The 25,373-nt window shown below is 54.3% G+C and carries 22 protein-coding genes and 1 tRNA gene; 9 read left to right on the plus strand and 14 right to left on the minus strand.

The features are described 5' to 3' along the window. Positions 1-123: 123 nt before the first annotated feature. Positions 124-1,050, plus strand: coding sequence for a YihY/virulence factor BrkB family protein (locus HZS79_RS05045; protein ID WP_162216941.1), 927 nt, complete (start codon positions 124-126; stop codon positions 1,048-1,050). Between the two features lie 96 nt (positions 1,051-1,146). Here HZS79_RS05045 and HZS79_RS05050 read toward each other — a convergent pair whose 3' ends face one another. The 4 genes from HZS79_RS05050 to HZS79_RS05065 all read right to left on the minus strand — a co-directional run bounded on the left by HZS79_RS05050 (position 1,147) and on the right by HZS79_RS05065 (position 7,745). After that, complete coding sequence (locus HZS79_RS05050) at positions 1,147-3,279, minus strand: TRAP transporter permease (protein ID WP_179927230.1); 2,133 nt, start codon at positions 3,277-3,279, stop codon at positions 1,147-1,149. A gap of 80 nt (positions 3,280-3,359) precedes the next feature. Beyond that, a complete protein-coding gene (locus tag HZS79_RS05055; protein WP_179927231.1) occupies positions 3,360-4,385 on the minus strand; it encodes a TAXI family TRAP transporter solute-binding subunit in 1,026 nt (341 codons plus the stop codon). 217 nt (positions 4,386-4,602) lie between these two features. Beyond that, on the minus strand, positions 4,603-5,985 hold the full coding sequence (locus tag HZS79_RS05060; RefSeq protein ID WP_179927232.1) for a sigma-54-dependent transcriptional regulator: 1,383 nt from the start codon (positions 5,983-5,985) through the stop codon (positions 4,603-4,605). Next, the gene (locus HZS79_RS05065; RefSeq protein ID WP_340159012.1) at positions 5,982-7,745 is read right to left on the minus strand and encodes a sensor histidine kinase; all 1,764 of its coding nucleotides are present in this window, start codon (positions 7,743-7,745) and stop codon (positions 5,982-5,984) included. The genes HZS79_RS05060 and HZS79_RS05065 overlap by 4 nt, the downstream gene beginning before the upstream one ends. 325 nt (positions 7,746-8,070) lie before the next feature. Between HZS79_RS05065 and HZS79_RS05070 the strand changes: the two genes are divergently transcribed. Next, complete coding sequence (locus HZS79_RS05070) at positions 8,071-9,696, plus strand: BCCT family transporter (RefSeq protein ID WP_179927364.1); 1,626 nt, start codon at positions 8,071-8,073, stop codon at positions 9,694-9,696. A gap of 14 nt (positions 9,697-9,710) precedes the next feature. On the opposite strand, the gene HZS79_RS05075 is transcribed toward HZS79_RS05070, so the two are convergent. Together HZS79_RS05075 and HZS79_RS05080 are read right to left on the minus strand one after the other, a co-directional pair. Further along, complete coding sequence (locus tag HZS79_RS05075) at positions 9,711-10,883, minus strand: toxic anion resistance protein (protein WP_179927233.1); 1,173 nt, start codon at positions 10,881-10,883, stop codon at positions 9,711-9,713. Positions 10,884-10,955: 72 nt separating this feature from the next. Next, on the minus strand, positions 10,956-11,897 hold the full coding sequence (locus tag HZS79_RS05080; protein ID WP_179927234.1) for a cobyrinic acid a,c-diamide synthase: 942 nt from the start codon (positions 11,895-11,897) through the stop codon (positions 10,956-10,958). A 583-nt stretch (positions 11,898-12,480) separates the two neighbouring features. Here HZS79_RS05080 and HZS79_RS05085 point away from each other — a divergent pair. The 4 genes from HZS79_RS05085 to HZS79_RS05100 all read left to right on the plus strand — a co-directional run bounded on the left by HZS79_RS05085 (position 12,481) and on the right by HZS79_RS05100 (position 15,492). After that, positions 12,481-12,978, plus strand: coding sequence for a hypothetical protein (locus HZS79_RS05085; RefSeq protein ID WP_179927235.1), 498 nt, complete (start codon positions 12,481-12,483; stop codon positions 12,976-12,978). A 105-nt stretch (positions 12,979-13,083) separates the two neighbouring features. Continuing rightward, positions 13,084-13,950: a hypothetical protein gene (locus tag HZS79_RS05090; protein ID WP_179927236.1), complete on the plus strand. Its 867-nt coding sequence runs from the start codon at positions 13,084-13,086 to the stop codon at positions 13,948-13,950. Positions 13,951-14,065: 115 nt separating this feature from the next. Then, entirely contained in the window at positions 14,066-14,557 is a 492-nt protein-coding gene (locus tag HZS79_RS05095; protein WP_179927237.1) for a hypothetical protein, read from the plus strand. A gap of 641 nt (positions 14,558-15,198) precedes the next feature. Continuing rightward, a complete protein-coding gene (locus tag HZS79_RS05100) occupies positions 15,199-15,492 on the plus strand; it encodes a lysozyme inhibitor LprI family protein (protein WP_179927238.1) in 294 nt (97 codons plus the stop codon). Positions 15,493-15,617: 125 nt separating this feature from the next. On the opposite strand, the gene HZS79_RS05105 is transcribed toward HZS79_RS05100, so the two are convergent. Continuing rightward, positions 15,618-15,694 (minus strand) — tRNA-Arg (locus tag HZS79_RS05105). 143 nt (positions 15,695-15,837) lie between these two features. On the opposite strand from HZS79_RS05105, the gene HZS79_RS05110 reads away from it, so the two are divergent. Genes HZS79_RS05110 through HZS79_RS05120 form a run of 3 tightly spaced genes read left to right on the plus strand, consistent with a single transcriptional unit; the run spans position 15,838 to position 18,619 of the window. Then, a complete protein-coding gene (locus HZS79_RS05110) occupies positions 15,838-16,836 on the plus strand; it encodes a TRAP transporter substrate-binding protein (protein WP_179927239.1) in 999 nt (332 codons plus the stop codon). Further along, positions 16,836-17,360 (plus strand): TRAP transporter small permease, encoded by a 525-nt coding sequence (locus HZS79_RS05115; RefSeq protein ID WP_179927365.1) that lies wholly within the window; start codon positions 16,836-16,838, stop codon positions 17,358-17,360. Before HZS79_RS05110 ends, HZS79_RS05115 begins: the two co-directional genes overlap by 1 nt. Then, positions 17,357-18,619: a TRAP transporter large permease gene (locus tag HZS79_RS05120; RefSeq protein ID WP_162216914.1), complete on the plus strand. Its 1,263-nt coding sequence runs from the start codon at positions 17,357-17,359 to the stop codon at positions 18,617-18,619. Before HZS79_RS05115 ends, HZS79_RS05120 begins: the two co-directional genes overlap by 4 nt. A gap of 158 nt (positions 18,620-18,777) precedes the next feature. On the opposite strand, the gene HZS79_RS05125 is transcribed toward HZS79_RS05120, so the two are convergent. From HZS79_RS05125 to HZS79_RS05155, 7 genes are all read right to left on the minus strand, one after another. Next, positions 18,778-20,577 (minus strand): methyl-accepting chemotaxis protein, encoded by a 1,800-nt coding sequence (locus tag HZS79_RS05125; protein WP_218927937.1) that lies wholly within the window; start codon positions 20,575-20,577, stop codon positions 18,778-18,780. Between the two features lie 299 nt (positions 20,578-20,876). Continuing rightward, positions 20,877-21,509: an urease accessory protein UreG gene (ureG, locus tag HZS79_RS05130; RefSeq protein WP_179927240.1), complete on the minus strand. Its 633-nt coding sequence runs from the start codon at positions 21,507-21,509 to the stop codon at positions 20,877-20,879. A gap of 40 nt (positions 21,510-21,549) precedes the next feature. Continuing rightward, the gene (locus HZS79_RS05135) at positions 21,550-22,272 is read right to left on the minus strand and encodes an urease accessory protein UreF (protein ID WP_179927367.1); all 723 of its coding nucleotides are present in this window, start codon (positions 22,270-22,272) and stop codon (positions 21,550-21,552) included. Continuing rightward, the gene (gene ureE, locus HZS79_RS05140; protein WP_179927241.1) at positions 22,262-22,786 is read right to left on the minus strand and encodes an urease accessory protein UreE; all 525 of its coding nucleotides are present in this window, start codon (positions 22,784-22,786) and stop codon (positions 22,262-22,264) included. The genes HZS79_RS05135 and ureE overlap by 11 nt, the downstream gene beginning before the upstream one ends. 13 nt (positions 22,787-22,799) lie before the next feature. Continuing rightward, positions 22,800-24,515 carry an urease subunit alpha gene (gene ureC / locus HZS79_RS05145; RefSeq protein WP_179927242.1) on the minus strand — a complete coding sequence of 572 codons (1,716 nt, stop codon included), beginning with the start codon at positions 24,513-24,515 and terminating at the stop codon, positions 22,800-22,802. Then, positions 24,512-24,832 (minus strand): urease subunit beta, encoded by a 321-nt coding sequence (locus HZS79_RS05150; RefSeq protein WP_162217189.1) that lies wholly within the window; start codon positions 24,830-24,832, stop codon positions 24,512-24,514. Before HZS79_RS05150 ends, ureC begins: the two co-directional genes overlap by 4 nt. Positions 24,833-24,870: 38 nt before the next feature. Further along, the gene (locus tag HZS79_RS05155) at positions 24,871-25,173 is read right to left on the minus strand and encodes an urease subunit gamma (RefSeq protein ID WP_009723133.1); all 303 of its coding nucleotides are present in this window, start codon (positions 25,171-25,173) and stop codon (positions 24,871-24,873) included. Positions 25,174-25,373 lie beyond the last annotated feature (200 nt).

The raw sequence follows: 25,373 nt of genomic DNA on the forward strand, positions 1-25,373 counted from the left end.
GCTAGCCCCATCATTGCCTATCATTTTGATTGTCTGTGCGTCAGTCTGTCGTCTGACACCTGTTGTCGCTGAACAATCAAACCGCCAGGGCATAGCATTGGCGTACAAGGAGAATGGCAAGCGATGGGACGCAACCAAACAGTACTCAATGCCGTTTTGCTCTTGCTGCCTCGGCTAGCCCAATTCGCCTGGCGAGTACTGTGCCATTTCCTGAAAAACCGCGGCATCCTGCTTGCGGGTGGGGTGGGTTACAACATTTTGCTCTCTATCGTGCCGCTATTTGCTGTGCTGGTCGTACTGTTAACGCAAGTGGTGGATGAGCAGCACTTGCTTAACGTTCTTTCCGTGCAAGCGCGACACCTGGCACCGGCTCATGCCGGGGTCTTAATGGACGCCGTTCGCAGCCTACTGGATTCCCGCGATGTCATTGGCATTCTTAGCTTCCCCATTTTGCTGCTCTTCAGCTCCTTCGCCTTTCGCATGCTGGAAGATGCACTAGCGATTATCTTCCATGCCCCTGAAAGCCCTCATATCAAACGTAGCGCCTGGGTGTCCGTGATGCTGCCTTACGCCTTCATGCTGGTGCTCGGTGCGGGGCTAATGGCCTTAACACTGATGGTTACCCTGGCCAGCTCGCTCAATACACTGATCATGGCGCTCTTTGAGAGAGAACTGCCGTTTTCTGGGTTTTCCGAACCGGTACTTAACTTATTCAGCTTTGCTGGGGTCTTCTTGTTGTTCAGCGCTATCTATAAGGTACTGCCGGTGGTGCGTATCGCGTTACGCCGAGCGGTGGTCGGCGGTTTCGTAGCGGCACTGCTATGGGAAGGGGTGCGGTTGCTGCTGGTCTACTATTTTACCCACCTCTCTTTCGTCAACGTCGTTTACGGCTCACTCGCCACGCTGATCATCGTGCTACTCAGCCTGGAAATCGGCGCCATTATTTTATTGCTGGGCGCCCAGGTAATTGCTGAGTTAGAGCGCAATACACGCCTCGGCTTGCCCTGGTATGTGGACCCCGACCGTGAGCCCATCACTCACGTTGATTAAAAGCTCGGTTTTCATTGGAATGCCGCCATCTTTTGATGGCGGCATTTATTTGAGCGCTATTTATAAGAGGGCTGCCCTCGTTATGCTCGCCTAGAGTCAGGCTGTCGCATGAACCATCTGGCGGTCACGTCTGGCACTCCACACCAGAGTGATCAGAAACAGTGCCAAGCCCAAGAAGTCCAGTAGCAAGTTTCCGTGGGGCCACAGCATTAAAGCACCAATGGGGAACATGGCTAGACGCAGCCACCAGGGCAACTCGCTTTCCAGATAGCCTTCCAGCCCGGCGATAATGGCGTAAATACCGAATAACGCGAAGGCAAACACGACCAGCATCTCGGTCGGTGTCCCAGTGATCATTGGCGACCACACAAACAGCAAGGGAATGATGTAGAGACCCTTGGCGATTTTCCAGGCGGTAAAACCGGTACGCATCGGCGGCGTTTTAGCGATAGCCGCCGCAGCGAAGGCAGTAAGGCATACTGGGGGCGTTACATTGGAGTCCTGGGAGAGCCAGAAAATCACCATGTGTGCCGCCACCAGCATCATCGATATCATGTGCGGCGAAAGCGCTTGTTCGTAAAGCTGTGAACGGAAATCATCCGGCACCACTGCCAATAGCTGTTGAGCACTGGCGGCGTCCATCGGAGCATTCAGCGCGTCTAAAGCATCAGGCGCGGCAAGCATAAAGATCGCACGCGCCTGCTCAGGCAAATCACCGGCCATGATCAGCTCTAACAGCTGGCTTTCCGCCATCAAGCCATACAGCGCCGGTGCCGATAGCGTGCCCAGTACGATATAAGCGGCCGTCACCGGTAGGCCCATACCTAGTACCAGGGAGGCCAACGCGATCAACACAATGGTGATTAACAGGCTGCCACCCGCCCAGTCTGAGATCATCAACGAAAAGATGTTACCAATGCCGGTCGTCGACACCACATTGACGATCAATCCAACCGTCAGCAGTAGAATGGCGGTGGCAACCATGTTGCGGGTGCCCAGTACCAAGGCGTCGATGATTGCCTGCAGCTTCATGGGAGTACGTGATAGCCAGGAAGCCACGACCACCGACACGATAGCAATACCGGCGGCGTAAGTGGGTGTGAAACCATTGATAAGCGCCACGACCAGAATCACTAGCGGCAGCAAGTAGTGCCAACCGCCCTTCAGCACATCAATCAGTCTAGGAGCCTGTTCCGTTTCTGCCTGATGGGTACCGCTACGCTTGGCTTCGATGCGCACGAACATGGCCACCGAGAGAAAGTACAGCAGTGCAGGAAGCGCAGCGACACCAATGATGGTGAGATAGGACACCTGGGTGTAAGAGGCCATGATAAAGGCACCCGCACCCATAACGGGAGGCATAAGCTGGCCCCCGGTTGACGCCGCAGCTTCAACGCCAGCAGCGAAGCGCGGTGGAAAACCGGCCTTACGCATTAAGGGAATAGTGATTACACCGGTAGAGACTGTATTGGCTACGCTAGAACCAGAGACTGACCCCATAAGCCCTGAAGCAAATACCGCCACAAACCCTGGGCCACCCACAAAGCGGCCAGCGGCACAACGCGCCAGCTCGATGATGAACTCTCCTGCGCCGGAACGTACCAGGAAGGCACCGAAGAGAATGAACATGAAGACATAGGACCAGGAAATCCGCGCAATCGAGCCCAGCATGCCGTCGCCGCCAAGGAAACTGCGAAACAGTACGGTTTCCCAGTTCAACCCAGGGAAATTAAACACCCCGCCTACGTAGCGCCCCCACCAGGCAACGTACGTTAGCGCAATAATACACAGCAGCGGAATAAACCAGCCGGTGGTCCGGCGAGCGAATTCAAGTACCAATGCCAAGGCAGTAATAGAAACGACCCAGTCGGCCAGAGAGAAGCGTACCCCACGGGCATAGAGTGCATCCTCGAAGCCAATCAAGTAAAACGCACAGCCCAGGGCAGCTAAACCAAGGCACACGTCAACAGCAAGTAACAGGCGCTGACCAGTTGCAGAGCGCGCTTTGAACATAGGCACGGAAAGAGCGCACAACAGACCGAACATGCCGAAATGCAATGCACTGACCCAGATTTCTGAGACCGTGCCTAGGGTATTGAAATAGATATGCGACAGGGCAACGATGATCGCAAGCAGACTGAGAATTTGGCCAAGCCAAGGGTGTTCGAGACGCTCTGTCGCGCTGTCTGCGGATTCATCACGCACCGTATCAGGTGTCGAATGGCTCATGGTGTACCTCGTGAAACTAGGTAAGGCATAGGGAGGCCGTCTGCCCGGCTTATGCCAGGCAGATGCAGGACGATAGGCCATCAGCCTTCGAGAAGATGCTCGGGAATATCAATGCCTTGTTCCTGGAAATAGCGTGCGGCACCGGCATGCAGTGGCATCGGCAGGCCGTCGAGGGCTTTTTCCAGTGCCATATCACGCGTTGCAGGATGAATGTTATTTAGAAACGGCAGGTTCTCGAACATTGCCTTGGTGATCTGGTACACATGCTCCTCAGGAACATTGGCATTGACCACCAGAATATTGGGCTGGGAAATAGTGCTGATCGGGGAGCTCTGACCGGGGTATGTGTCGGCGGGAATGTCGAAAGCACTCCACACTGGGTACTGGCTGTTAATGCGCTCAAGTTGCTCAGCGGTCACGTTCAGCGTGGTAATGTCATCGCCCATATTGGCATAGGCGCTGGTCACGGCAGAGGCCGGAACGCCTGCCGGTATGTTCATACCATCTATATTGCCGTTCTGCATGGAATCAGCGCTGGCGCTGTACCCCAGGTAGGCAATGTTCATCTGTTGCGGGTCTATTTCCAGACCGGCAAGAATCTGCCGACCAGAGCCTTCAGTACCGGAATTACGCGCACCGATGGAGAAGCCTCGTCCGTACAGCCGAGCCAGATCATCGATAGTGCCAGTATCGACAAGTGCGTTGCGCATCACGAAGTGCTCAACGTTCTGCCACAACATAGAAACTGAGCGCACGTTGTCATAGGCTTTGGGCACCGGCCCCTCACCAGACCACGCCCAAGCGCCATAGAGCGCTTGGAGAATGCCGAATTGGGCTTGATCATCATCCATCAGGCGCAAGTTTTCCGCGGAGCCCGCCGAGCTAATGGCGGAAACGGAAATGCCATGAGTGGGTTCGAGCTTGACACGTATCAACGTGGAAAGCGCTACACCTACCGGATAGAACGTGCCACCAGTGGTGGCGGTGCCCATGATGTATTGTCCGCCCTCGGCAGGTTCCTGGGCGGTAACGCCAGAGGCACTGACGCCTAGGGCAGCGGCGGTAGCGAGACAAAGAGCGGTTTTAAGAAATTGGCGTTTCAGCATGGTGTTGCTCCCAGCTTATTGGAATTGTTGGAGTAATCACTACTCCCTTCCCAATAGAGCGAGAAGCCAGCCAACTTTAAGCAAAGATATAAAAATCAATTACCTACATTTTTCTCTATACGACAAAAGGCGAAGATGGCTGCCCGTCTGTCGGCCATTTTTCGCCGATGCGTTTTACCCTCATCGGCAAAAAATGGCCGATGCATCGACCCGATAATTAGGGCGCGAGAAAGTCTTCGCGGCGTAACTGGTGGCGCTGCATTTTCTGATTGAGCGTGCGGCGAGGCAGGTCGAGTTCGTCGAGTACCGCTTGAATATTGCCGTTATGGCGCTGCAGCGTTTCTTTCAAGACGGTAGCCTCAAATGCTTCCATGCGCGAAGAAAGCGCAGACGCTTGGTGTGGCGGCATAGGTGAGCTTTGCCAGGGCAAATCCAGCCCCAGAATAAAGCGCGTGGCGATATTGCGCAGCTCGCGTAGGTTTCCTGGCCACCGATGATTACCTAGGGCGGTCAGCAGCTCTGTTGTGGGCTCGCGCATTGGCCTTTCGTGAACGTCGGCGGCTTGATGGCAGAAGTGGCGAAACAGTAAGGGAATATCTTCACGGCGCTCGCGCAAGGGGGGAATCGCCAGCTCGGCAATCGCCAGGCGATAATACAGGTCTTCGCGAAAATCTCCCTTCGATACCATTTCCAGCAAGTTCTCTTTACTGGCCGCCACGACCCGAAGGTGCAAGCGGATCACTTGGTTGCTGCCTAGCCGAGTAATTTCGCCTTCCTGCAGTGCGCGCAATAGTTTGACCTGGGCAGACAGTGGCAGTGACTCTATTTCATCCAGAAACAAGGTGCCGTGGCTGGCGGTTTCCAGCCGACCTATGCGCCGCTCTCCCGCCCCGGTAAAGGCCCCTTTTTCATGCCCGAACAGCTCTGATTCAATTAACTCGCTGTTCATAGCGCCACAGTTCAACGCCACGAAAGCGCCTTGGCTACCGGTGCCGAAATCGTGCAATGCGCGAGCCACGACTTCCTTGCCGCTGCCAGTTTCGCCGTTGATTACCACGTTGGCGCGGCTAGCGGCCAGGTTTTCCACCTGGCGCCGCAGCTCTTGCATAAGCGCAGAGTCGCCGAGCAGACGCGTGCTCAAATAGTTATGGCGTAACGCCTGCTGTAACTGTAGGTTTTCCAGTGCTAGGGCGCGATGCTCCAGCGCCCGACGTACACACTCTTCAAGGCGTTCAGGGTCGAAGGGCTTTTGCACGAAATCCCAAGCCCCCTGCTGAATCGCGGCAACCGCCATGGGGACATCACCGTGGCCGGTAATCAGAATCACCGGGGGCGGAGCGCTGAGTGCTTGCACGGCAGCAAACAAGGCCAGGCCATCCATCTCAGGCATTTTGATATCACTGACAACAACACCGCATTGCTGGCCGTTCTGAAGCGCACTAAGGGCCTTGCGGGCACGTGAAAACGTTCGGACCTCTAATCCTGACACTTCCAACCATTGGCAAAGTGAATCACGGACATCGGCTTCATCTTCCACCAGCCAGACGGGCAGAGAAGCGGCAGGGATACGAGATAAGGGGCTAGAAGCTGCTTGCGTCATGAAGGTGTCTCCTCACCATGCGGTAATGCCAGACGAAACCAAGCGCCTCCAGAGGGATGATTGCCAGCGCTGAGTTTACCGCCAAGATCCTGAGCAATGCCGTAACTGATAAACAGCCCCAGCCCGAGGCCTTCACCAACCGGTTTGGTCGTGAAGAACGGGTCGAACATCTGTTCGATAACTTCGTGAGGCAAGCCGGGGCCGTTGTCATGGATAGTCAAAAGTACTTGCGCCGGCGTTACCTCGACATGCAGTCGAATGATGCCATTCGGCGTGTCGTTCAAGGCATCCAGCGCATTACGCAGCAGGTTGGTGAGCAACTGCTCAAGGCGAATTTCATCGCCACGTACCAACAGTGACTGCTGCCAATCACCGTCACGCTCCAGGCGCACTTTTTGCTGCTGAAAACGCTCCTCCAGAAGCTCCAGTACGAAGGTCAGGCTGGCGGGGAGATCCACGCTTTCTCGGCTCCCTCCCTTGCGAGCGAAGAGCTGGAGCTGCTCAATTAGCCGAGCGAGACGTTTGCTCAATACCTGAATACGTTGAAAGTTGTCGCCTGCCATTTCCTCGCGGCCTAGTGCCAGCAACCGCTCGCCGTTGGCCGCGTAAGTGCGTATGCCAGAAAGAGGCTGGTTGAGCTCATGGGCAATCCCTGCGGCCATGGTACCCAAGGCAGCCAATTTACCCGCTTGGACCAATTCCGCCTGCGCATCCTCTAAGGCCTGGGTGCGTTCCTGGACACGCTCTTCAAGGCGGACATTGGTTTGCTGGATGATTTTCGCCTGTGCATCGCGCATCTGCTGACGTTTTTGTCGTTCACGTAGCCACAAGCCGAACAATAAGAGAGCGGAAAGTGTGACTAAGCCAGCCAGGAGTATGTTGCGGGCACTAATATAAAGCGGGCGCACTGGGCTCAGGTAATGCATCGACCAACTCAGTGTGGAAAGCGGTAAGGAAGCGACCAGAAAACGTTCGCCCCCGCCTTGCCCTTGGTTGCCTATTACCCGCGTATCGTCACCCAGACGCTGACCTAGTGGGGGCAGTGGTTTATCAAGAAATTGGCGCTGGGCATTAATCTGCTCCAAAGCGTCACCAGAGAGCCCATCAAGGTGATGAAAGCGCCACTTCTCACGGCTAGAAAGTATCACAACGCCATTGGCATCCGACAAAATGACGTTTTCTTCCGCTCGACGCCAATCCTCCTGAAGTGCTTCCAGCGAGACCTTGACCACCAGCACCCCGGTGGCTGTCTCCCGCTCTTGGCCCACTGAGGCAGCAATAAAATAACCTGGGCGACCCGTGGTGCTACCGATAGCGAAGAACTCCCCGCGCCCCTCAGCCAGGGCGTCATGGACATAGGGACGGAAGCGGTAGTCGTGGCCGATCAGGCTTTCAGGAAGGTCATAATTACTGCTGGCCAAGGTCATTCCCTGGTTATCCACTAGAAAGATCAACTCCGCGCCAGAGCTCTCTGCCACCTGGGCAAGATGGGCATTAACCTGGGGCAGGAAAACCTCGGCGGAGTCGAGCAGAGCGGCCTGCACCAGGGGTTGTCGCGCCAACAGGTCGGGCAGATAAGTAAAGCGTTCTAGCGCGCCTTGCAGGCTGCTGGCGTAGAGAGCAAGGCGATTGTTAGCGTGGCGTTGGGCATCCGCGTGGGCTTGGCTGTACTGCCAGTGCCATAACCACCATAGACCCAAAAGGCTCAGCACCATCAAAGACGCCAGGACCAGGGCACGCAGCCAAATCTTTCTGCTCACAGTGATGTTGCCTCAAAGGTCGCGTTTGTACAGGCCCAAGAGCTTATCATTCAGGCGTGGGCACTCCCATTATCGAAGACACCGCCAGCACTGGGCAAAGCAGCGTAAAATTCCACATCCAAACAAAAATACAGAAGATTAAACTGCACTCTGAATAAGCTGTAGATGAAAGTCAGCACGCAACCTTAACCAACCATGTAACCCACCTGTTCACTGAGCTGCTCGTTATGAGTGGCGCTTGGCGTGATCCTCGAATAACTCCTATGTTGTTGAAAAGACAATTATTGAAAAGACGGCTGTTAAAAAGGCACTGGGAGAATAAATGATGGATGCTCTTGCGAAAAAGCTGGGCCTCAAGACAGATCCCACCATTTTTTTCACGTCTGCTGGGATCATGATTCTTTTCCTGGTGGCGCTGTTGGTTGCACCAGGCGCAATAGGCGAAGCCTTCGGCGCAGGACGGCAATGGATTGTTACTAACCTTGGCTGGTTCTTTATTTTAGGGGTAACGAGTTGGGTGGCGTTCCTGCTGTGGGTAGCGCTCAGCCGTTACGGGGCAATCCGCCTCGGTGGCAACGATGCGAAGCCGGCCTATAGCAATATCTCCTGGTTTACCATGCTGTTCGCGGGCGGTATCGGCACAGTATTGATGTTCTGGGGCGTGGCCGAGCCTATTTCCCACTTTTCAACACCCCCACGGCCGGATGTCGAACCGTTCTCTGTGGCCGCCGCCGACGATGCCATCAGCTTTTCGATCTATCACTTGGGGCTACATACCTGGGCGATTTTCGCTATGCCAGGGCTGGCGTTTGCGTACTTTATCTATCGTTACAACTTGCCAATGCGTTTCAGCTCGGTCTTCTACCCACTGATCGGCGAGCGTATTTACGGTCCTGTCGGCAAAACCCTCGATATCTTTGCCATTCTTGGCACCCTCTTTGGTGTGGCGGTTTCCATTGGCCTGGGCACCCAGCAAATCAATGCAGGGCTAACGGAGCTGTTTGGTGTACCGGATGCCGTGATGACAAAAGTGATCATCATCGCTGTTCTGACAGCTGTCGCTGTAGGGTCGATTGTCGCGGGGCTGGATGCCGGTGTGAAACGACTCTCCAATATCAATATCGGGATGGCCGTCGGCCTGCTGGTGTTTGTACTGTTTACCGGATCGACCGTTTTCCTATTGCGTGCCGTAGTCGAGACCTTTGGCCTCTACATATCGAACCTGCTGCCCATGGCATTCTGGAATGACACGCTGGCGAGCTATACCAGTAATGACGGCAGCGGTTGGGGGTGGCAAGGCAGCTGGACGGTGTTCTATTGGGCCTGGACAGTCACCTGGTCACCTTTTATCGGGATCTTCGTGGCGCGCATTTCCCGTGGGCGAACCATCCGCGAGTTTGTCCTTGGGGTACTGTTCGCGCCTTCCATCTTTACGCTGGTCTGGTTTGCCATCTTTGGCTGGTCGGCAATGGAAATCGATGGGATTGGCGCTGAAGCCCGAGCAGCCATGGGAGATCAGGCCGGTGCACTATCCGCTGCCGTGGGTGAAAGTATCCCGCTCGCCATGTTCGCATTTTTCGAAAACTTCCCAGCCGCCACCTTAATCCAGGGCTTAGCGGTGGTGATCGTCGCCATCTTCTTTGCCACGTCATCAGACTCCGCGTCGCTGGTTGTCGATATGCTGTGTACCGGCAAAGCGGACCCAGGCCCTTGGCACCAGCGGGTATTTTGGGGTGTCTCTGAGGGTATGCTGGCAGCCATGCTTATCGTGCTGGCGGGCGATGCAGGGCTTAGCGCATTGCAGGAAGTGATTACCGTGGTTGGCCTACCGATGTTTATTCTGGTGTTTGCCATGATGTTCTCACTGTTCCGCGGCCTCGCCCACGAGGACCTCAGCGAAGTACGCGTCGGCAGCCCACCCAGCCCCAAGGAATTGCGGCCAGATGACTAGGTGATACAACGCGATCAGCCGCCTTTTCGGTCGTCCTGTAGGTGCGATTCGCTGCCTTCGCGGAGGCGCTCGATGGAGGCGCTGCCCTGTTTGGACAAGGTCGCCAGTCGGTCAATCTGCTCATCCAGCCGCGGCAGCGCTTCTTGGCGATAGGTCGAGAGATCATCAATGGCGCCCATCACCTCACCAAAAGCGTCTTCCAGCATTTGCATATCGAGCATCGCCGAAGAAGCACGCTTCTGGATATCCACGCCCTGCTGACGCAGCGCCTTGGCGGTTCCGCCAATCATCTGCGAGGTGGTGGTATTGAGGGCTTCAATGCGATCCAGCACTAGGCGCTGATTAGCCATGCCCATCGCCACGGTGACCGCAACGGTGAGCGCCGAGACAGTGACGTTAATGGCCCTGTCTACCCCACGCATCAACTCCCGATTGTTGCGAATGATGACTTCCAGCGCCAGTACGCCTTGCTGGCTAACAGCCAGTTGCTGCTGAAGATCGACGATGCGCTGACGAAGAGGAAAGAGCAGTTCCTCCTCAAGAAAGTGACGCCGCGGATCATCGACAGCGCGCGTGTCGATGTCATCTTTCAAGCGACGGTCAATCAGGCGACCCAGCGTAACCTGGCGGTTCAATTGGGACAAAATGTTCCTCAGGGCTTGCTGGTCATCGTTCAAGGTGAGGTTGTCACGATGCAACATGTCGCGACCGCTCTCTAACTCGTCGATGATCGAATCCAGCGCCTGCTGAGCATTCTCAAACTTGCGAAAGTAGCGCTGCAGGCGGCTGTCGAGGCCAGGAATAATCGCCATCACACGATCCAGGGCACTCGGTGCCAGACGATGGCGGGCAGGGTCAAGCCCTTCCATGCGCCCACGCAGATCAGATAGTGCCTTGGCGACTGGCCCGCCTTCGTCGCCTTGATGCGCCAGCTGTCGCAGTGGCGTCTGTAGCATGGCACTGCGGTGGGCCGCTTGCTGCTGCAGCTCAAGCCCCATCTCGTCCACGGCACGACGCTGGTTAACCACCGAAGCTTCGTCACCTTCAGCCAGAATTTCCGTGACAAAGCGCTCAGCCATGGCCTCAAGTTCAGGATCAGCACCGGGATCATCGGAGGTAACCGCGTCAGCAATCTCCTCGACTGACGGTAAGGAAAGGCGACCTGTGTCATCGGATGGCTGAGTCATTGGCATCTCCACTGTCCTTGAAAATCGTTCTTGAAACCGTTCCTAAAAACCATATGGCAGTACGCTATCGAATTAATCTTTACGCGCATAGCGACCCGCGCCTTCGACGAAATGGCGCAAGTCATCCAGTGCTTTCTCCGTGGTGACCGATGCCTGAGGGCGTGCGGTCTCGATACGCGCCATGGAAACGGCCGTGTCGTCGAGCACAGTCAACGCCGACTCCACCTGAGCCGAGAGCTCCTGAAGCCGCTTTTCAGTCTCGCCGAGCAGATCCAGACGCCGCATCAAGGCAGCCCGTTCTTCCGTACTCAATCGCTGGCTTTCCCGTGTCAGACGGTCGCGAACGTAATTACCGTCCACACTCACCACGCTGCGCGCCTGAGAGGCCATGGTGGTCAGCGTATCTACCGAACCAAGACACACCTGCGCGACCAAGCCTTGCGAGCGCTCAAAAGCCAGCTCACCACGTTGAAATCGGCCACTGAGCACCTCCATCACATGGTGGTAACGGCTATAGAGGCGGTCAGCCAGGATCGCCAGATCAGGACGCTGAACGTCGAGCAAGCGCTGTTTAGCGTGGCACATTGCCATTACCAAATCATCGGCTCCCTCGGGCGGCGCTGCCGGGTTGAGCACCAACACGCCTGCTTCATGGGCATTGCGCGCTTGTTGAGCACGGCGTTGTTGCGCTCTGGCGGTCATTTCGGCCTGCTGACGACGCGCGCGACGGCGGGCCAGCCAGCCTCTCAGGGTTCGCTCAATGGGCAGTGCCACCGGGATAGCGACAATCCCCGCCAGCCACCCCAGCAGGCTTGGGCTGAAACCGCCCCACAGCGAGGTCAGCCACAGCAACATGCTGATGAAAGGCACTGTCAGGCAATAGCGCAAAATAACATGCAGCCGACCGGGCGCCGCCACCGGAATCGCCAAGCCAGGATTGAAGAGCCCTACCAACAGCCAGGGCAGGCAGGTCATAAAAAGACCATAGGAAAATCCCTGCAGGAATCCCAACATTGCTCGGCCACCCTTATGCGTGGAACGCAAATCACAAGATGCAAATACCCAGAATAGTATCACTAAAAACAGGGTATCCAAGATGAGACGTGAATCACTCGGGAGCTGCCAAGCGTTGAGGGTGCAGTGGCAGCTAACTGTTCCACGGCCTAACCCACGAGGATCTCAGCGAAGTAGGCATTGGTAGTACGCCCAGCGCGAACTGAAGGAAAAGGGAACCGTTGAAACTTATTCTCGCGAGCCCCAGCCTGCTAAACCAGCTTGTGCTAGGTTAAGTTTAGTAGAGAACTAGGTATAAAGGCTGCTAACGGCTCAAAGCTGACGTCCCGGTAGAAGCGGTATGCTGGTTCAGCAGTGTTATGCAGCCGGCACGATAATCTATGCCATGCTGCCTATTTATACTTAATTTATTTAAATTTCAGTGGGATAGGCGTGAATGAAAGGCGGCATAACCTGAGTGAACGCGCCGCCGAGTTCATTCAGGTTATGTAGGGGGGCGTATAATCACTGTTAGGGCAAAAAACTCTTGCCTTTACTTGGAGTAAACTATAGTAACTATAGTTTCTTTGGAGTGAGGGTTGTTATGTCAGCTAATACCGTAAGCATTGAGTTGGATAGAGATGTATTCGAAGCGCTGCAGCGTTTGGCAAAACCATTTGTCGATACCCCGAGTAGCGTAATTAAGAGATTGATTGAACAGGCCTTAAGTTCAGATCAAGAGGGGGCAAGGCCAGAAGCACCGACCAGTGAAAAGGGGTTTGCTTCATTCCGTGGTGCCACGATTCCTTTCGGAAACCTTCGTGCGACCTACAAGCCGAGAGGTGGCAATAAAGCATTTAAATTTGATGCTAAAGTCACTTCAGAAGGTATTGAGTTTGACGATGAAGTTTTTGATAACCCGTCCTCTGCTGGGATTCACGCGAAGAAGCTAGCTGGTGCGAAAGGTTCTGCCTCAAGCACAAACGGGTGGGAGTTTTGGGAGTATTACGACACCGAAACTAACTCGTGGGTTCTGATCGACACATTTAGAAAGCGGCAAAATGTCAACGAGCTCACGCTGAAGGATCTTGGACTGGAGTGAAGCCCTAACCAGCCGCGCCACTCGGATGGCCTTTACGCCGCTTCGCTCTGTAAAGGCCACCGGTGAGCTCAGCGTTAAAGGCCAATCGAGGAAGGAGACCGTACATTGTTTCAGGAGTTAATTGCCTTTTTTGCGTCAGCACGGGGTGTGGACGTATTCTGGTCGCCGTTATCAGTAACAGTCTTAGGGGGAGTTCTTCTCGCCATAATGCTGAGAGGTGGAAGCGCTGAAAAAGAAAGACCCAAGATAGGCAAAGGGCTAACTTTAACTGAAGTAAAGGAATTAATTCAGTCTGAATTGGATAGGCACCCGAATCAGCAATCCGCACCTGCCAATAGGCCTGCTAGTACAAGACCGTCTGGTGATGATGGTTTTATCTGGATTTTTTCAATAGGGCTAATCTTCTTGTCTGTTGGATATGCTCGTTTTCAAGATCAAGTATTGGACTACTCAGTTATTGCTGCAACGTCACTCTTCGGATTCTGGTTGGCAACAGTAGTATTTTCTTTATTAAAAGGGACAATTTCTGGTCGCGGGTGGGCCATATATACTATTGCTGTTTGCGTTCTGTCATTGTCTGCTTTACCAATCTTGTACCTGTCATTAAATCCAATTCACTCGCCAGATGGAATAACTAACCTTCAGCAAGTGGCTACAGAATCAGGTTTTACTGGTCTCCTTAAAACCTATGGTACCGAGGGAATCTCTTTTCTTCTTTTTCAAGTTATGGGGTTTATTGTCTTATATGGCTCATGGCTATTCATCCTTCTTTCACTCGTCTATATGGCTTCATCTACTTTGGTTGTATCGGGCGTTCAAGGTCGGTCGTTTTGGTTTTGGTTATCCCTACGAACTTATAAATTTGGTACGCCCATAAAAGGTACAGTTGTCGTTTCAATCTTATACATAGCCTCATTTGTTTTGATAAGTGGGTTGGCATATGAATGGTGGCGTCCTGCCAGTACCCTTTAACAAACAGCTGCAGCGGATCAATCTACGCTGCGCTCCAATTTCCCGCTTAGCTGGGCGTTATTTTTTTACCATGGGCTTTCAACCCAGTGGCAATAATTTAATGTAGGAGTACATAATGAAGTATTTGGGTTTTCTTTTGGCGCTTTGCCTTTGGATTTTTGCTAATGGTTTTTGGGAAATGGCTAAAGCTCCTGAACATTATAATTCATGCCAGAAAATTGAGTGGGCTCAGAACCAAAATAAGAATACATTCCGTCCAGATGAGTCGCTAGCCTTATGGGTGCTGAAAAAGATAAAGTGTGATAGCAATGTGAGTAGTAATATGCCTAAAGACATGAGCCAAAGTCCAATCGCAATGGCCTATGTGTGCTGGGAGCTGACAAACCAGGCGGGTCGAGATACTGACTCAGACTTATTTGCTCAAATGATATCTATGGTCAGAAAAAGTCCTGAGTTCAAACCGGAGAGTCACATAGAGTTTTTAGGTTATGCAGTACAAGAGGTCTTGAAAATGGACTCTGAAATACGCCGCAATATATACTTCTCGGGCTGCTCGGAACCATTGAACAACATAAAGAGAGCATCTGAACAAGGCATGCTGAACTGATCAAGAACAAAACATAACATAACAAACAATTCAAGCTGATTCGCAACACTTGGCGCTTTTGGTTTCAATTTGTTTGGTGATTACCGTGCAGGGTTTGAGTAAGGTGGCTGTGTTGCTCACAACTTAATTGGGCGCTATATCAGTATTTCCTCAACATCCGCTCTTGCTCTTGGCCGATAACAGGCAAAACGCAAAAGGGTCTGCGATATCTCGCAGACCCTTTTCGTTCATTCTGGCGCGTCTGGCAGTGTCTTACCTGCATTTCTCATTTTCTTAAATCACTGGTTTTCGTGAGCGTGATCTGATGAAAATCGAGGGGGCACGTCTCGGTGCCCTCTTCTGTGCTTTTCGATAGAACCTGTGTCAGTTAATCGCCAAGCTATGTATCAACCTTAGAATAATTAGCTACTCTAATAATAGAAGCTGTAGCCATGTTCCTCATTGGTCAGGAGCCTGCAGCCACGCGCAGATGATGGCTATTAAAGACAGCTCACTCTTATATCCATGATTACACTACATCATTGAAAGAGATAAATAGCGCTATGCAACGTCTATACATTCACCTCCCCTTACTCGTCGCTACTCTACTGGCTAGCACTGTCGCTTACGGTAACAAAACATCGCTCTCGTATGAGGCATGCATGCAGCAAGCCTATAGCACTCTCGATATGGTCACCTGCATTTCAAACGAATATGAGCGTCAGGATCAGAGACTCAATGAAAACTACCAGCAGCTTCGTAGTCAGTTGAGCAGCGAACGGCGCGACCAGTTGCTTACCGCCCAGCGCGCATGGATTACATACAAGGAAGCCAACTGCGACTTCTATGCCGATCCAGAAGGGGGAACGCTAGCCCGCATCAATGCCAACTCATGCTTACTCAACGAAACCACCAAACGCGCGGATGAGCTGAAAAATCTGATGCAGCCCTACTAAGTCAGATTTGAGATCAGGATTATCAAGGCTTCCCCAATCTGGCTATCATGGGTCCACCAGAGGAATAAACTTAGCGCGCACAAAAAAGGGTCTGCGATTTCTCGCAGACCCTTTTTTATGCATTTTGGCGCGCCCGGTAGGAATTGAACCTACGACCTTCGGCTTCGGAGGCCGACACTCTATCCAACTGAGCTACGGGCGCTTTGGGTGCGTATCGTACCCGCGTGGACGCGCTGTGTCCAGCGAGTCAGGGGTTTTACAGGCGCTTTGATTGACCGTTTTCGTTTCTCTAGTGCATGCTTTGAAAGCACTTCCTATCCTTAGTGAAACTGGGAACATAATAAAATGAAAACTTTTGCACGTAACACGCTGGCACTGGGCATTTCACTGGCACTGGTAAGCGCCGCGAATGCCGCTGATTTTGCTGATATGGACCCTGTCACCCTGCGTTTGGCCCACGTGGTTAACGAGCAGGATGGTTTCCATATTGCAGCGGTTAAATTCCAAGAACTGGTTGCCGAGCGCACTGAAGGCGCGGTGACCGTGGATATCTACCCCAACGCTTCATTGGGTGACGAACGCACGCTGCTGGAGGGCATGCAGATCGGTACGGTAGAGATGGGGGTGATTACCAACGGACCGGTGGCCAACTTTGTGGAAGAGATGGCGGTGTTTGAACTGCCGTTCCTGTTCCCTTCCCCAGAAGCCGCTTATGGCGTGCTAGATGGCCCGATCGGCCAGGAGCTGCTGGATAAGCTGTCTGACGTGAACCTGAAAGGCTTGGCCTACGCCGAGCGCGGCTTCCGCAACCTAACCAACAGCGAGCGGGCGGTGAATTCACCGGAAGACCTGGATGGCCTGCGCATTCGTGTGATGGAAAACCCGGTGTACACCGATACCTTCCGCGAGCTGGGCGCCAATGCTATTCCCATGGCGTGGACAGAAGCACTGACCGCCATGCAGCAGGGCACCATCGATGGCCAGGAAAATCCGGTGAACGTTATCCATTCGTTCAAGCTGAATGAAACCCAGAACTATATGACCCTTTCGCGCCATACGTACGCACCGGCGATTTTTGTGATGGGCATGCCCGTTTGGAACCAGCTGCCAGAACACGCACAGGCTGTGCTTAAAGAAGCTGCCCAAGAAGCTGCCGAGCATGAGCGTCAGATGAATGCGGATATGGAAGCCGACCAGTTGGCGGCGCTACGCGAAGCCGGTATGGAAATTAATGAAACGCCGGATATCGAAGCCTTCCAAGCGGCGGTGGCGCCTGTATACGAGAAGTATGGCGAGCAGTTCGGTGACTACCTACCACGTATTCAGGAGGCTCTGAATCAGTGATGGCGTTTGCACAGCCTCTTTTGACGCTGCTGCAACGCATTGAGCGCGGGCTGGATGCCATCATCCAGCCCGTGGTGTTTGCGGGCATGGCAGCATTGATTGGCGTGATTACGCTGCAGATTGTGTCGCGGGTGTTGTTCAGCGCCGTGAGCTGGACAGAAGAGGTCGCGCGCTTTCTGTTGGTGTGGATTACATTTTTAGCCAGCACGCTGGCCTTCCAACGCGGGCGGCATATCGCTGTGACCTTTGCGGTGGATGCGCTTCCCCTGCCCTTGCGCAAACTGGCGCGCTTAGCGGCACTTGCCGTGGTGCTGGCGTTTATGATCATGCTGATTGTGATTGGTTACCGCTATATGCAGGTGCAGAGCTTTCAGAAATCCGCCTCGCTGCGGCTATCGATGACCTACGTTTACGCGGTTATACCGCTTTCTGCGGCCATTATGGCGTGGTACGCCTTAGTGGATATGATTGACGTACTGGTGAACGGTGAGCCGACGGTCGCCGCGCCGGAGGAGCCACTATGACTCTGGTGCTGTTCGGGCTGTTCTTCCTGTTTATGCTGCTGGGCGTGCCGATTGCGTTTGCGATTGGGGCAAGCACGCTTTATGCGCTGTACCAGTCGGGTGTGCCACTGATGGTGGTCACCCAACAGATGTTCCAGGGCATTAACTCGTTTGCCCTGGTCGCTATCCCGATGTTTATTCTGGCCGGTGACTTAATGGCCCAGGGTAAGGTCAGCGAGCGGTTGGTGAGCTTTGCCGATTCGTTAGTCGGCTTTATGCGCGGCGGACTTTCAATTGTTTCGGTGATGGCGGGCATGTTCTTCGCGGCTATCTCCGGCTCTGGTGCGGCCACCACTGCCGCGGTGGGTTCAAGCCTGGTGCCAGAGCTTAAGCGTAAAGGCTACGACCCTGCCTCTGCGGCGAGCTTAATTGCCGCCAGCGGCACGATTGGTGTTGTGATTCCCCCTTCGGTGCCGATGATTATCTACGCGGTGATTGCTCAGCAGTCGGTATCGAAGCTGTTTTTGAACGGCTTTTTGCCGGGGCTGGTGATGGGGCTGGGACTGATGGCTATCGCCATCACTCAGGCCTATAAGCGCCAGTATCCTAAAGGCACACCGCTGTCGCTGCCTACCATTTGGCGCACGCTAAAAGCGGCCAGCTGGGGGCTGATGACGCCGGTGATTATTTTGGGCGGTATCTTTTCGGGTATTTTCACGCCGTCGGAAGCGGCGGTGGTGGCGGTCAACTACGCGCTGCTGGTGTCGCTGTTTGTGTATCGGGATTTAACTCTGCCCCAGGTGTATAAGCTGCTGATTCGCTCGGCGATGACCACCGCGGTGATTATGCTGGTGATAGCCATGTCAGCAGTACTCAGCTGGACGCTTTCAAGCTGGCAGGTACCCGGCGCGATTGCCCAGGCGGTGCTGTCGCTTTCCACCAACCCCTACGTGATTATGCTGCTGGTAGTGGCGGTTATTCTGCTAACGGGGGTGTTCATCGAAACCGCTAGCGCTTTGATTATTCTTACCCCGGTGCTGCTGCCGCTGGTACTGCAGTTGGGGATCGACCCGATCCATTTTGGTTTGATTATTGTGGTGGGGCTTTCGATTGGCATGATTACCCCACCAGTGGCAATCAACCTTTATGTGGCTTCGTCAGTCACTCAGCTACCGCTGGAGCGCATCACCCAGGCGATTATCCCGTATCTGTTAGGGTTGATTGGCGTGCTGCTATTGGTGGTTTACGTACCGATCCTGCTGGGCTGGTCGGGTAGTTAGCAAGCAGTTAACGCTGAGCTGAAATGCGTTGATATGAAATGCGTTGATATGAACAAGGGGCTTGCCATGTGGCAGCCCCTTTTTCTACTTCACCTATTTGCTACTGCTGGCTTTTTAACAACGTGTATTTTCAGCCAGCAGTGAGTACAGCGTAAGGCTTAGAACTCCTCCCAATCGTCGTTCCCTGCTTTAACAGGGGCTTGCTTGGAAGAGAGCGCGGGGCGCTTGAGCTCCTGGGGCGTACTTGGCGCGCCAGAAGGCAGTGTGTGACGCGGCTGGCTTGGTGCTTGTCGTGTCGGCGAGGCTTGTGGCTCATCATCGCCGAGTACAAAGGTGTTAATCAGCTCATTGAGGTGCTCCGCATGACGGCGCATGTTGGCAGCAGCCGTGGTGGACTCCTGCACCATGGCAGCGTTTTGCTGGGTCATGGTATCCATTTCCGCGACGGCGGTGTTGATCTGGCCAATACCGCTGCTTTGTTCCTTGGCGCCAGCCGTAATCTCACCGATCACATCGGTCACCTTGGAGACACTTTCCACAATGTCATGCATCGTCGCGCCCGCCTTACGCACTAGCTCAGCACCAGTGTGGGTGTGCTTAACAGAGCTATCAATCAGCGTGCGGATCTCTTTCGACGCGTTACTAGAGCGGCTAGCCAGTGTGCGTACTTCTTGCGCGACGACTGCAAAGCCACGGCCATGTTCACCCGCCCGTGCGGCTTCCACCGAGGCGTTAAGTGCCAGAATATTGGTTTGGAAAGCGATGGCGTCAATCATGGTGATGATTTCGCTGATACGCGTCGCGGAGTCGTTAATATCGTGCATCGTCCGCTCGACCTGCCCCATGGCTTCCTCACCATGGTGAGCCACTTCAGCAGTGGATTGCACCAGCTGATTGGCCTGCTGGGCATTATCCGCACTGTGATTCACGGTCGAGGTGATTTCTTCCATGGAAGCCGAGGTTTCTTGCAGGTTAGCGGCGGCCTGCTCAGTGCGAGTGGCCAGTTCCTCGGAGCTATGGGAAATTTCCCCTGCTGAGTGATAAACACTCATGGTGCTTCGGCGCACATCACGCAGGGTTTCCTGCATGCGCTCGACAAAAGCGTTGAACTGAACCGCCAAATTACCAACCTCGTCATTGCTTTCTACCGCTAAGCGGCGGGTAAGGTCACCACGGCCTTGAGCGATATCGTGCATAGCGCTGGCGGTGCGTTTAATCGGCCCTACAGTGCGGCGTACAAAGCCAAACGCGAGCAGTGCCACTGCCACCAATAAGACAGCACCTAACAAAATAGCGAACAAGATGGACTGGCGGAGATCCGCATTGGCGGTCGCCTCAAGTTCGGCAACGACAGCATCAACATCCGTGACGTAAACACCCGCTCCAATCATCCAGTCCCATTTTTCTAGTCGGTCTATATAAGAGTGCTTGGGCTCAATGTCATTGGTGCCTGGGTACTCCCATAAATAGCTATGAAAACCGCCGCCACTCTTGGCAACCTGAATGACATCGCGAATGAGATAGTTACCGTCCGGAGTTCTGACGTCTATCATGTTGGTACCTTCACGCTCTGGCGCGGGGGCCGTCACGATATTGTTACCATCAAAGTCATAGATAAAAACGTAGTTGTCACCTTCAAAGCGCATGGCGCGCACTATCTCTGCTACCTGCTGCTTGGCTTCCTCATCATTGGCACCCGCCTGATCATAAATGGGGGAAATGGCGGTCGTCGCTACTTGAACAATGTCGCGCACTGCATTGCGGCGCTCTTCAATCAGCACCTCACGCTGATTCGCCAGCGTATCGCGGGTGTTTTGAATGCGCTCATAGGCGTTAAACGCGACTAGCCCTGCGGTCACGATGAAAAGCGGTAGCAGGACAAGCGTCAGCACTTTAGCTTGTAGGCTAAGGCTTCGTTTTTGCGAGGTCGCCGTCGAAGATGAAGGTGGAGTTGCCATTAAGCGTTTCTCAGTAGGTCATAGGAAAGAATTTATTAGTAGTTTTATGTATTTCCTATCGGCCTAACCGGTACCACCTTTAGCTATTTCGAGTACTTTTTACTGTATGAACAGCCTATTAATGCCAAAACATAAGGCTTCATAACCTACGTTAAGGATATCTGCGGCCTCCCCGTTCACTGTAGGGGTGTGGTGGCCAGGGACGGCCCGTTTTAGCAAGCCGCTAGCCACGTCTTTTTGACTGCTCTGCCCCCTTTTGGGGCAGGGCAGTTTTTTATTGGGGGCGATACTCGCAACGTTTATGCCGTTTCTGCCTGGGGTCGGCGCTCTTCCAGCATGCCTTTATCGAGAATAAAGCGGATGATCTCCTCAAGCCCAACGCCATCGTAGAGGTTGGTAAACACAAAAGGGCGTTCGCCGCGCATTTTCTTCGAGTCGCGTTCCATCACCTCAAGAGAGGCATGTACCTGCTCGGCAATATCAATCTTGTTGATAATCAGCAGGTCTGACTTGGTAATGCCTGGCCCGCCTTTACGGGGGATCTTATCGCCTGCGGAAACGTCAATCACGTACAGCGTGAGATCGGAAAGCTCAGGGCTGAATGTGGCCGATAAGTTGTCGCCACCGGACTCCACCAGTACCAGCTCTAGTTTTGGATGGCGGGCGTGCAGTTCGTCGATGGCCGCCAGATTCATTGAGGCATCTTCGCGGATGGCGGTATGCGGGCAGCCGCCGGTTTCCACCCCAAGGATGCGGTCGGCAGGTAGCGCATCGTGTTTGAGCAGAAAGTCGGCGTCTTCGCGAGTGTATATGTCGTTGGTTACGACAGCGATATCATAGTAATCCCGTAGTGCCGAACAGAGCTGCTTGAGCAGTGCGGTTTTACCGGAACCCACCGGGCCACCCACACCTACACGTAAACAGTGCGTCATTGTTCTCTCCTACTAATAAGCATTTAGAATAGATAAACGTTTAACTTCTAAACAAGCGTGAATATTGTGTTTCGTGCAGAGCGCTTGCCAGCGCCACGCCGGGCAGTACCGGGCCAAGATCATCATCTTCCAGCAACAGTGCCTGGTCGACGGCCGCCACCAGTTCCGTGCGCAGCTGTTCAATCACCCGCTGTGCGGCGGTGTGGCCCAGGGGCAGTGCTTTGCAAGCTACCGCCAGCTGATTTTCTAGCCACGCCCAGCCAAACCCTAACAGCGCTTGGCGCGGGGGCACGCCCCGCATGTAGGCGGCATAGCTAAATAGCGTCACATAGCCTGCATGGGTAGGTAATAAAGGCGTCAGACAGCCTTCACTTCGCTCATCCTGGCGGGGTAATAAGTCCAGGCTGCCCAGCAGGCGCTTAAGTGAAGCGCCCAAGCGGCTGTCTTCGGCGGCGAGTTCAGCGGTTTCTCGGGTAGCTGCCAGCCACTCATCCCACAGGGCGATTGCATCGCTGTCCTGCTGCTCAAAGGCAGTGTACAAGCGCGCGATCAGCGGCAGTTCACAGCGGGTTAGGCCATCTTCCAGTACGCCAGAAAGCCACTCAGAAAGGCTTTGTTCATCACTTACCCAGCCTAACTCAAAGGCACTTTCCAGCCCTTGGGAAAACGCAAAGGCACCGATGGGCAGCGCGGGGCTGACCAGCTGCATTAGCCCTAGCAGGGCTAAATCATGGCTTTCTGGTGCGGCATGCTCAGTGGGCATGATGATGCTCATGCGCGTGTGAATGGTCGTGGTCATGGGAGTGCCCATGACCATGAGAATGCCCGCCGCCACCTACTTGGTTATAGGCGCCTGGTTCAGGGTCGAAGGTGGCGTTGTGATGCTCAAGCTTAGCCCCCAGTAGTTCCGCCAGCTCTTCTAGCACATGGTCGGGTGGAAAACGCACCCAGTCGCCCTTTTCGTCTTCGCCCAGCGCCAGCTGTACATGGCGGTTGCCAAGATGGTACGCCAACCGCGCTAGAGGCAAACCAGCACTAACTCGCGCGGTCACCACCGGCTCGATGGCGGCACGTATGCGCACCACTTCGCCACTTTCAGCTTTTAAGCCTTCGCCATCGCGCAGCACCGGGCCACGGTCTAGAAACAGTCCCAGCTCGCGGCCGCTATCGCTTTGGGCTTTTAGGCGCCCGCGAATGCGCAATTCAAAAGGCAGTGTCAGCGTGTCGCTGGCGGCGGGCTCTTCCACCGGCCCTAAACGTTCTATCAGTTTCAGCATAAGGGCTCCTTTATCAGAACAAGTGATAACGCTGGGCTAGCGGCAGTTCGGTGGCGGGCTCGCAGGTGAGTAGCTCGCCATCGCAGCGCACTTCATAGGTTTGTGGGTCAACGGTGAGCTCTGGGCAGGCGTCGTTGAGCTTCATATCTTTTTTACGCACGCCGCGCACGTTCTTGCATGCCGACAACGTGCTATGCAGACCCAGGCGCTCTTTAACTCCCGCATCAATGGCTGCTTGGCTAACAAAGTGTAGCCGGGTTTGGCTGGCGGCCTTTCCAAACGCCCCAAACATAAAGCGATAATGCACCGGCTGAGGGGTAGGAATCGACGCATTGGGGTCGCCCATGGGCGCCGCCGCAATCATGCCGCCTTTTAAAATCAGCGAGGGCTTAACGCCAAAAAACGCCGGTTTCCAGAGCACTAAGTCGGCCAGCTTGCCAACTTCGATGGAACCTACCTCATGGCCAATGCCGTGGGTAATGGCGGGATTAATGGTGTATTTGGCGATATAACGCTTGGCGCGCAGGTTATCAGCGCCCAACGCTTCATCTTCAGGCAATAAACCGCGCTGCACTTTCATTTTATGGGCCGTTTGCCAGGTACGGCAGACCACTTCGCCTACGCGCCCCATGGCTTGGGAATCCGAGGCAATCATCGAGATCACGCCCAGGTCGTGGAGAATATCTTCGGCAGCGATGGTTTCACGGCGAATACGTGAGTCAGCAAAGGCCACGTCTTCGGGAATACTGGGGTCCAAGTGGTGGCAGACCATCAACATATCCAGGTGTTCGTCGATGGTGTTAACCGTATAAGGCCGCGTCGGATTAGTGGAGGACGGCAGCACGTACTCTTTTGAGCAGGCGGTCAGGATATCCGGCGCGTGACCGCCGCCTGCCCCTTCGGTGTGATAGGTGTGAATGCCACGCTCTTTAAACGCCGCCAGGGTGTCTTCCACAAAGCCGGATTCGTTGAGTGTGTCGGTGTGGATCGCGATCTGCACATCGTACTTTTCTGCCACACTGAGGCAGGTATCAATGGAAGCAGGTGTGGTGCCCCAGTCTTCGTGGAGCTTGAGCCCCATGGCACCGGCTTCCAGCTGCGCTTCCAACGCTTCCGGCAGGCTGGCATTGCCTTTGCCCAACAGGCCAATATTCATCGGCATATCATCCACCGCTTGCAGCATTTTGCCGATATGCCACGCCCCAGGTGTGCAGGTCGTCGCATTAGAGCCCGTTGCAGGGCCAGTGCCACCGCCCAGCATGGTGGTCACGCCGCTCATCAGCGCTTCTTCAATCTGCTGGGGGCAAATAAAGTGAATATGGGCGTCGATGCCGCCAGCGGTGAGGATTTTACCTTCACCGGCAATCACTTCGGTGCCGGGGCCAATCACTATATCCACATCCGGCTGGGTATCGGGATTACCTGCCTTGCCAATCGCCGCGATACGACCGTTTTGCAGGCCGACATCGGCTTTCACAATGCCCCACCAGTCTAAAATCAGCGCGTTGGTAATCACCGTATCCATCACCGAGGCGTCGTTACGCTGGCTTTGCCCCATGCCGTCGCGGATGACCTTACCACCGCCGAACTTCACCTCATCGCCGTAGTGGGTAGCGTCTTGCTCCACTTCAATCCACAGCTCGGTATCACCCAGGCGCACACGGTCGCCCACCGTGGGGCCATACATATCGGCGTAGGCTTGCCGGCTGATTTTGTTAACCGGTTTCATTGTTTATCTCCATCGAGCGCACCCATCACATCGCCACGGAAGCCGTAAATTTCGCGCTTACCGACGAAGGGAATTAGCGTAACCTCGCGGGTCTGGCCAGGCTCAAAGCGAATCGCGGTGCCCGCTGCCACATCTAAGCGAAAGCCACGGGATTTGCTGCGATCAAATACCAACGCGGGATTGGCTTCCGCGAAGTGGTAGTGAGAGCCGATCTGAATGGGGCGGTCGCCGGTATTGGCCACCTCTACAGTGATTCGCTCGCGTCCCACGCATAGCTCAATATCACCGTCTTTTAACTGATACTGTCCTGGAATCATTGGGCCGGAAATCATGGCAGCCTCCTGGTTGCTGACGACTAGTTGATTGGCGTGTGAACGGTCACGAGTTTGGTGCCGTCCGGAAAGGTGGCTTCTACCTGCACTTCATCAACCATTTCCGCCACGCCATCCATCACGTCATCACGGCTAAGGATTTCACGGCCGTAGCTCATTAAATCGGCAACGCTTCTGCCGTCACGGGCACCTTCGATAATTTCAAAGCTGATCAGCGCCACGGCTTCGGGATAGTTAAGTTTTAGGCCGCGAGCTTTGCGGCGCTCGGCAAGCTGGGCGGCAGAAAACAGCAGCAGCTTATCTTTGTCTCGTGGGGTCAGTTCCATGGGGGCTCCATTGGCTTGATCAGTGGGAGCGCTCAACAGAAACGACGGTGCAGGATTCGGAACAACGCTCCCAGACTATCGAAAATCGAGCACACCTATTTGAAGCAATGTAGCGCAACCGTCGTACCAAAATGGTGAATAAGAAAAATAACCAATATTATTCAACATCTTACAAAAAACTGAAATTATCTTTGTCGCGC

Origin of the sequence: Vreelandella zhaodongensis (assembly GCF_013415115.1) — a bacterium.
Lineage (GTDB): Bacteria > Pseudomonadota > Gammaproteobacteria > Pseudomonadales > Halomonadaceae > Vreelandella > Vreelandella zhaodongensis.

What these genes read in the sequence shown, in the direction of transcription:
- HZS79_RS05045 (WP_162216941.1), top strand. Translation starts at nt 124, where the DNA reads ATGGGACGCAACCAAACAGTACTCAATGCCGTTTTGCTCTTGCTGCCT.
- HZS79_RS05050 (WP_179927230.1), bottom strand. Translation starts at nt 3,279, where the DNA reads ATGAGCCATTCGACACCTGATACGGTGCGTGATGAATCCGCAGACAGC.
- HZS79_RS05055 (WP_179927231.1), bottom strand. Translation starts at nt 4,385, where the DNA reads ATGCTGAAACGCCAATTTCTTAAAACCGCTCTTTGTCTCGCTACCGCC.
- HZS79_RS05060 (WP_179927232.1), bottom strand. Translation starts at nt 5,985, where the DNA reads ATGACGCAAGCAGCTTCTAGCCCCTTATCTCGTATCCCTGCCGCTTCT.
- HZS79_RS05070 (WP_179927364.1), top strand. Translation starts at nt 8,071, where the DNA reads ATGGATGCTCTTGCGAAAAAGCTGGGCCTCAAGACAGATCCCACCATT.
- HZS79_RS05075 (WP_179927233.1), bottom strand. Translation starts at nt 10,883, where the DNA reads ATGACTCAGCCATCCGATGACACAGGTCGCCTTTCCTTACCGTCAGTC.
- HZS79_RS05080 (WP_179927234.1), bottom strand. Translation starts at nt 11,897, where the DNA reads ATGTTGGGATTCCTGCAGGGATTTTCCTATGGTCTTTTTATGACCTGC.
- HZS79_RS05085 (WP_179927235.1), top strand. Translation starts at nt 12,481, where the DNA reads ATGTCAGCTAATACCGTAAGCATTGAGTTGGATAGAGATGTATTCGAA.
- HZS79_RS05095 (WP_179927237.1), top strand. Translation starts at nt 14,066, where the DNA reads ATGAAGTATTTGGGTTTTCTTTTGGCGCTTTGCCTTTGGATTTTTGCT.
- HZS79_RS05100 (WP_179927238.1), top strand. Translation starts at nt 15,199, where the DNA reads ATGCAGCAAGCCTATAGCACTCTCGATATGGTCACCTGCATTTCAAAC.
- HZS79_RS05110 (WP_179927239.1), top strand. Translation starts at nt 15,838, where the DNA reads ATGAAAACTTTTGCACGTAACACGCTGGCACTGGGCATTTCACTGGCA.
- HZS79_RS05115 (WP_179927365.1), top strand. Translation starts at nt 16,836, where the DNA reads ATGGCGTTTGCACAGCCTCTTTTGACGCTGCTGCAACGCATTGAGCGC.
- HZS79_RS05120 (WP_162216914.1), top strand. Translation starts at nt 17,357, where the DNA reads ATGACTCTGGTGCTGTTCGGGCTGTTCTTCCTGTTTATGCTGCTGGGC.
- HZS79_RS05125 (WP_218927937.1), bottom strand. Translation starts at nt 20,577, where the DNA reads ATGGCAACTCCACCTTCATCTTCGACGGCGACCTCGCAAAAACGAAGC.
- ureG (WP_179927240.1), bottom strand. Translation starts at nt 21,509, where the DNA reads ATGACGCACTGTTTACGTGTAGGTGTGGGTGGCCCGGTGGGTTCCGGT.
- HZS79_RS05135 (WP_179927367.1), bottom strand. Translation starts at nt 22,272, where the DNA reads ATGCCCACTGAGCATGCCGCACCAGAAAGCCATGATTTAGCCCTGCTA.
- ureE (WP_179927241.1), bottom strand. Translation starts at nt 22,786, where the DNA reads ATGCTGAAACTGATAGAACGTTTAGGGCCGGTGGAAGAGCCCGCCGCC.
- ureC (WP_179927242.1), bottom strand. Translation starts at nt 24,515, where the DNA reads ATGAAACCGGTTAACAAAATCAGCCGGCAAGCCTACGCCGATATGTAT.
- HZS79_RS05150 (WP_162217189.1), bottom strand. Translation starts at nt 24,832, where the DNA reads ATGATTCCAGGACAGTATCAGTTAAAAGACGGTGATATTGAGCTATGC.
- HZS79_RS05155 (WP_009723133.1), bottom strand. Translation starts at nt 25,173, where the DNA reads ATGGAACTGACCCCACGAGACAAAGATAAGCTGCTGCTGTTTTCTGCC.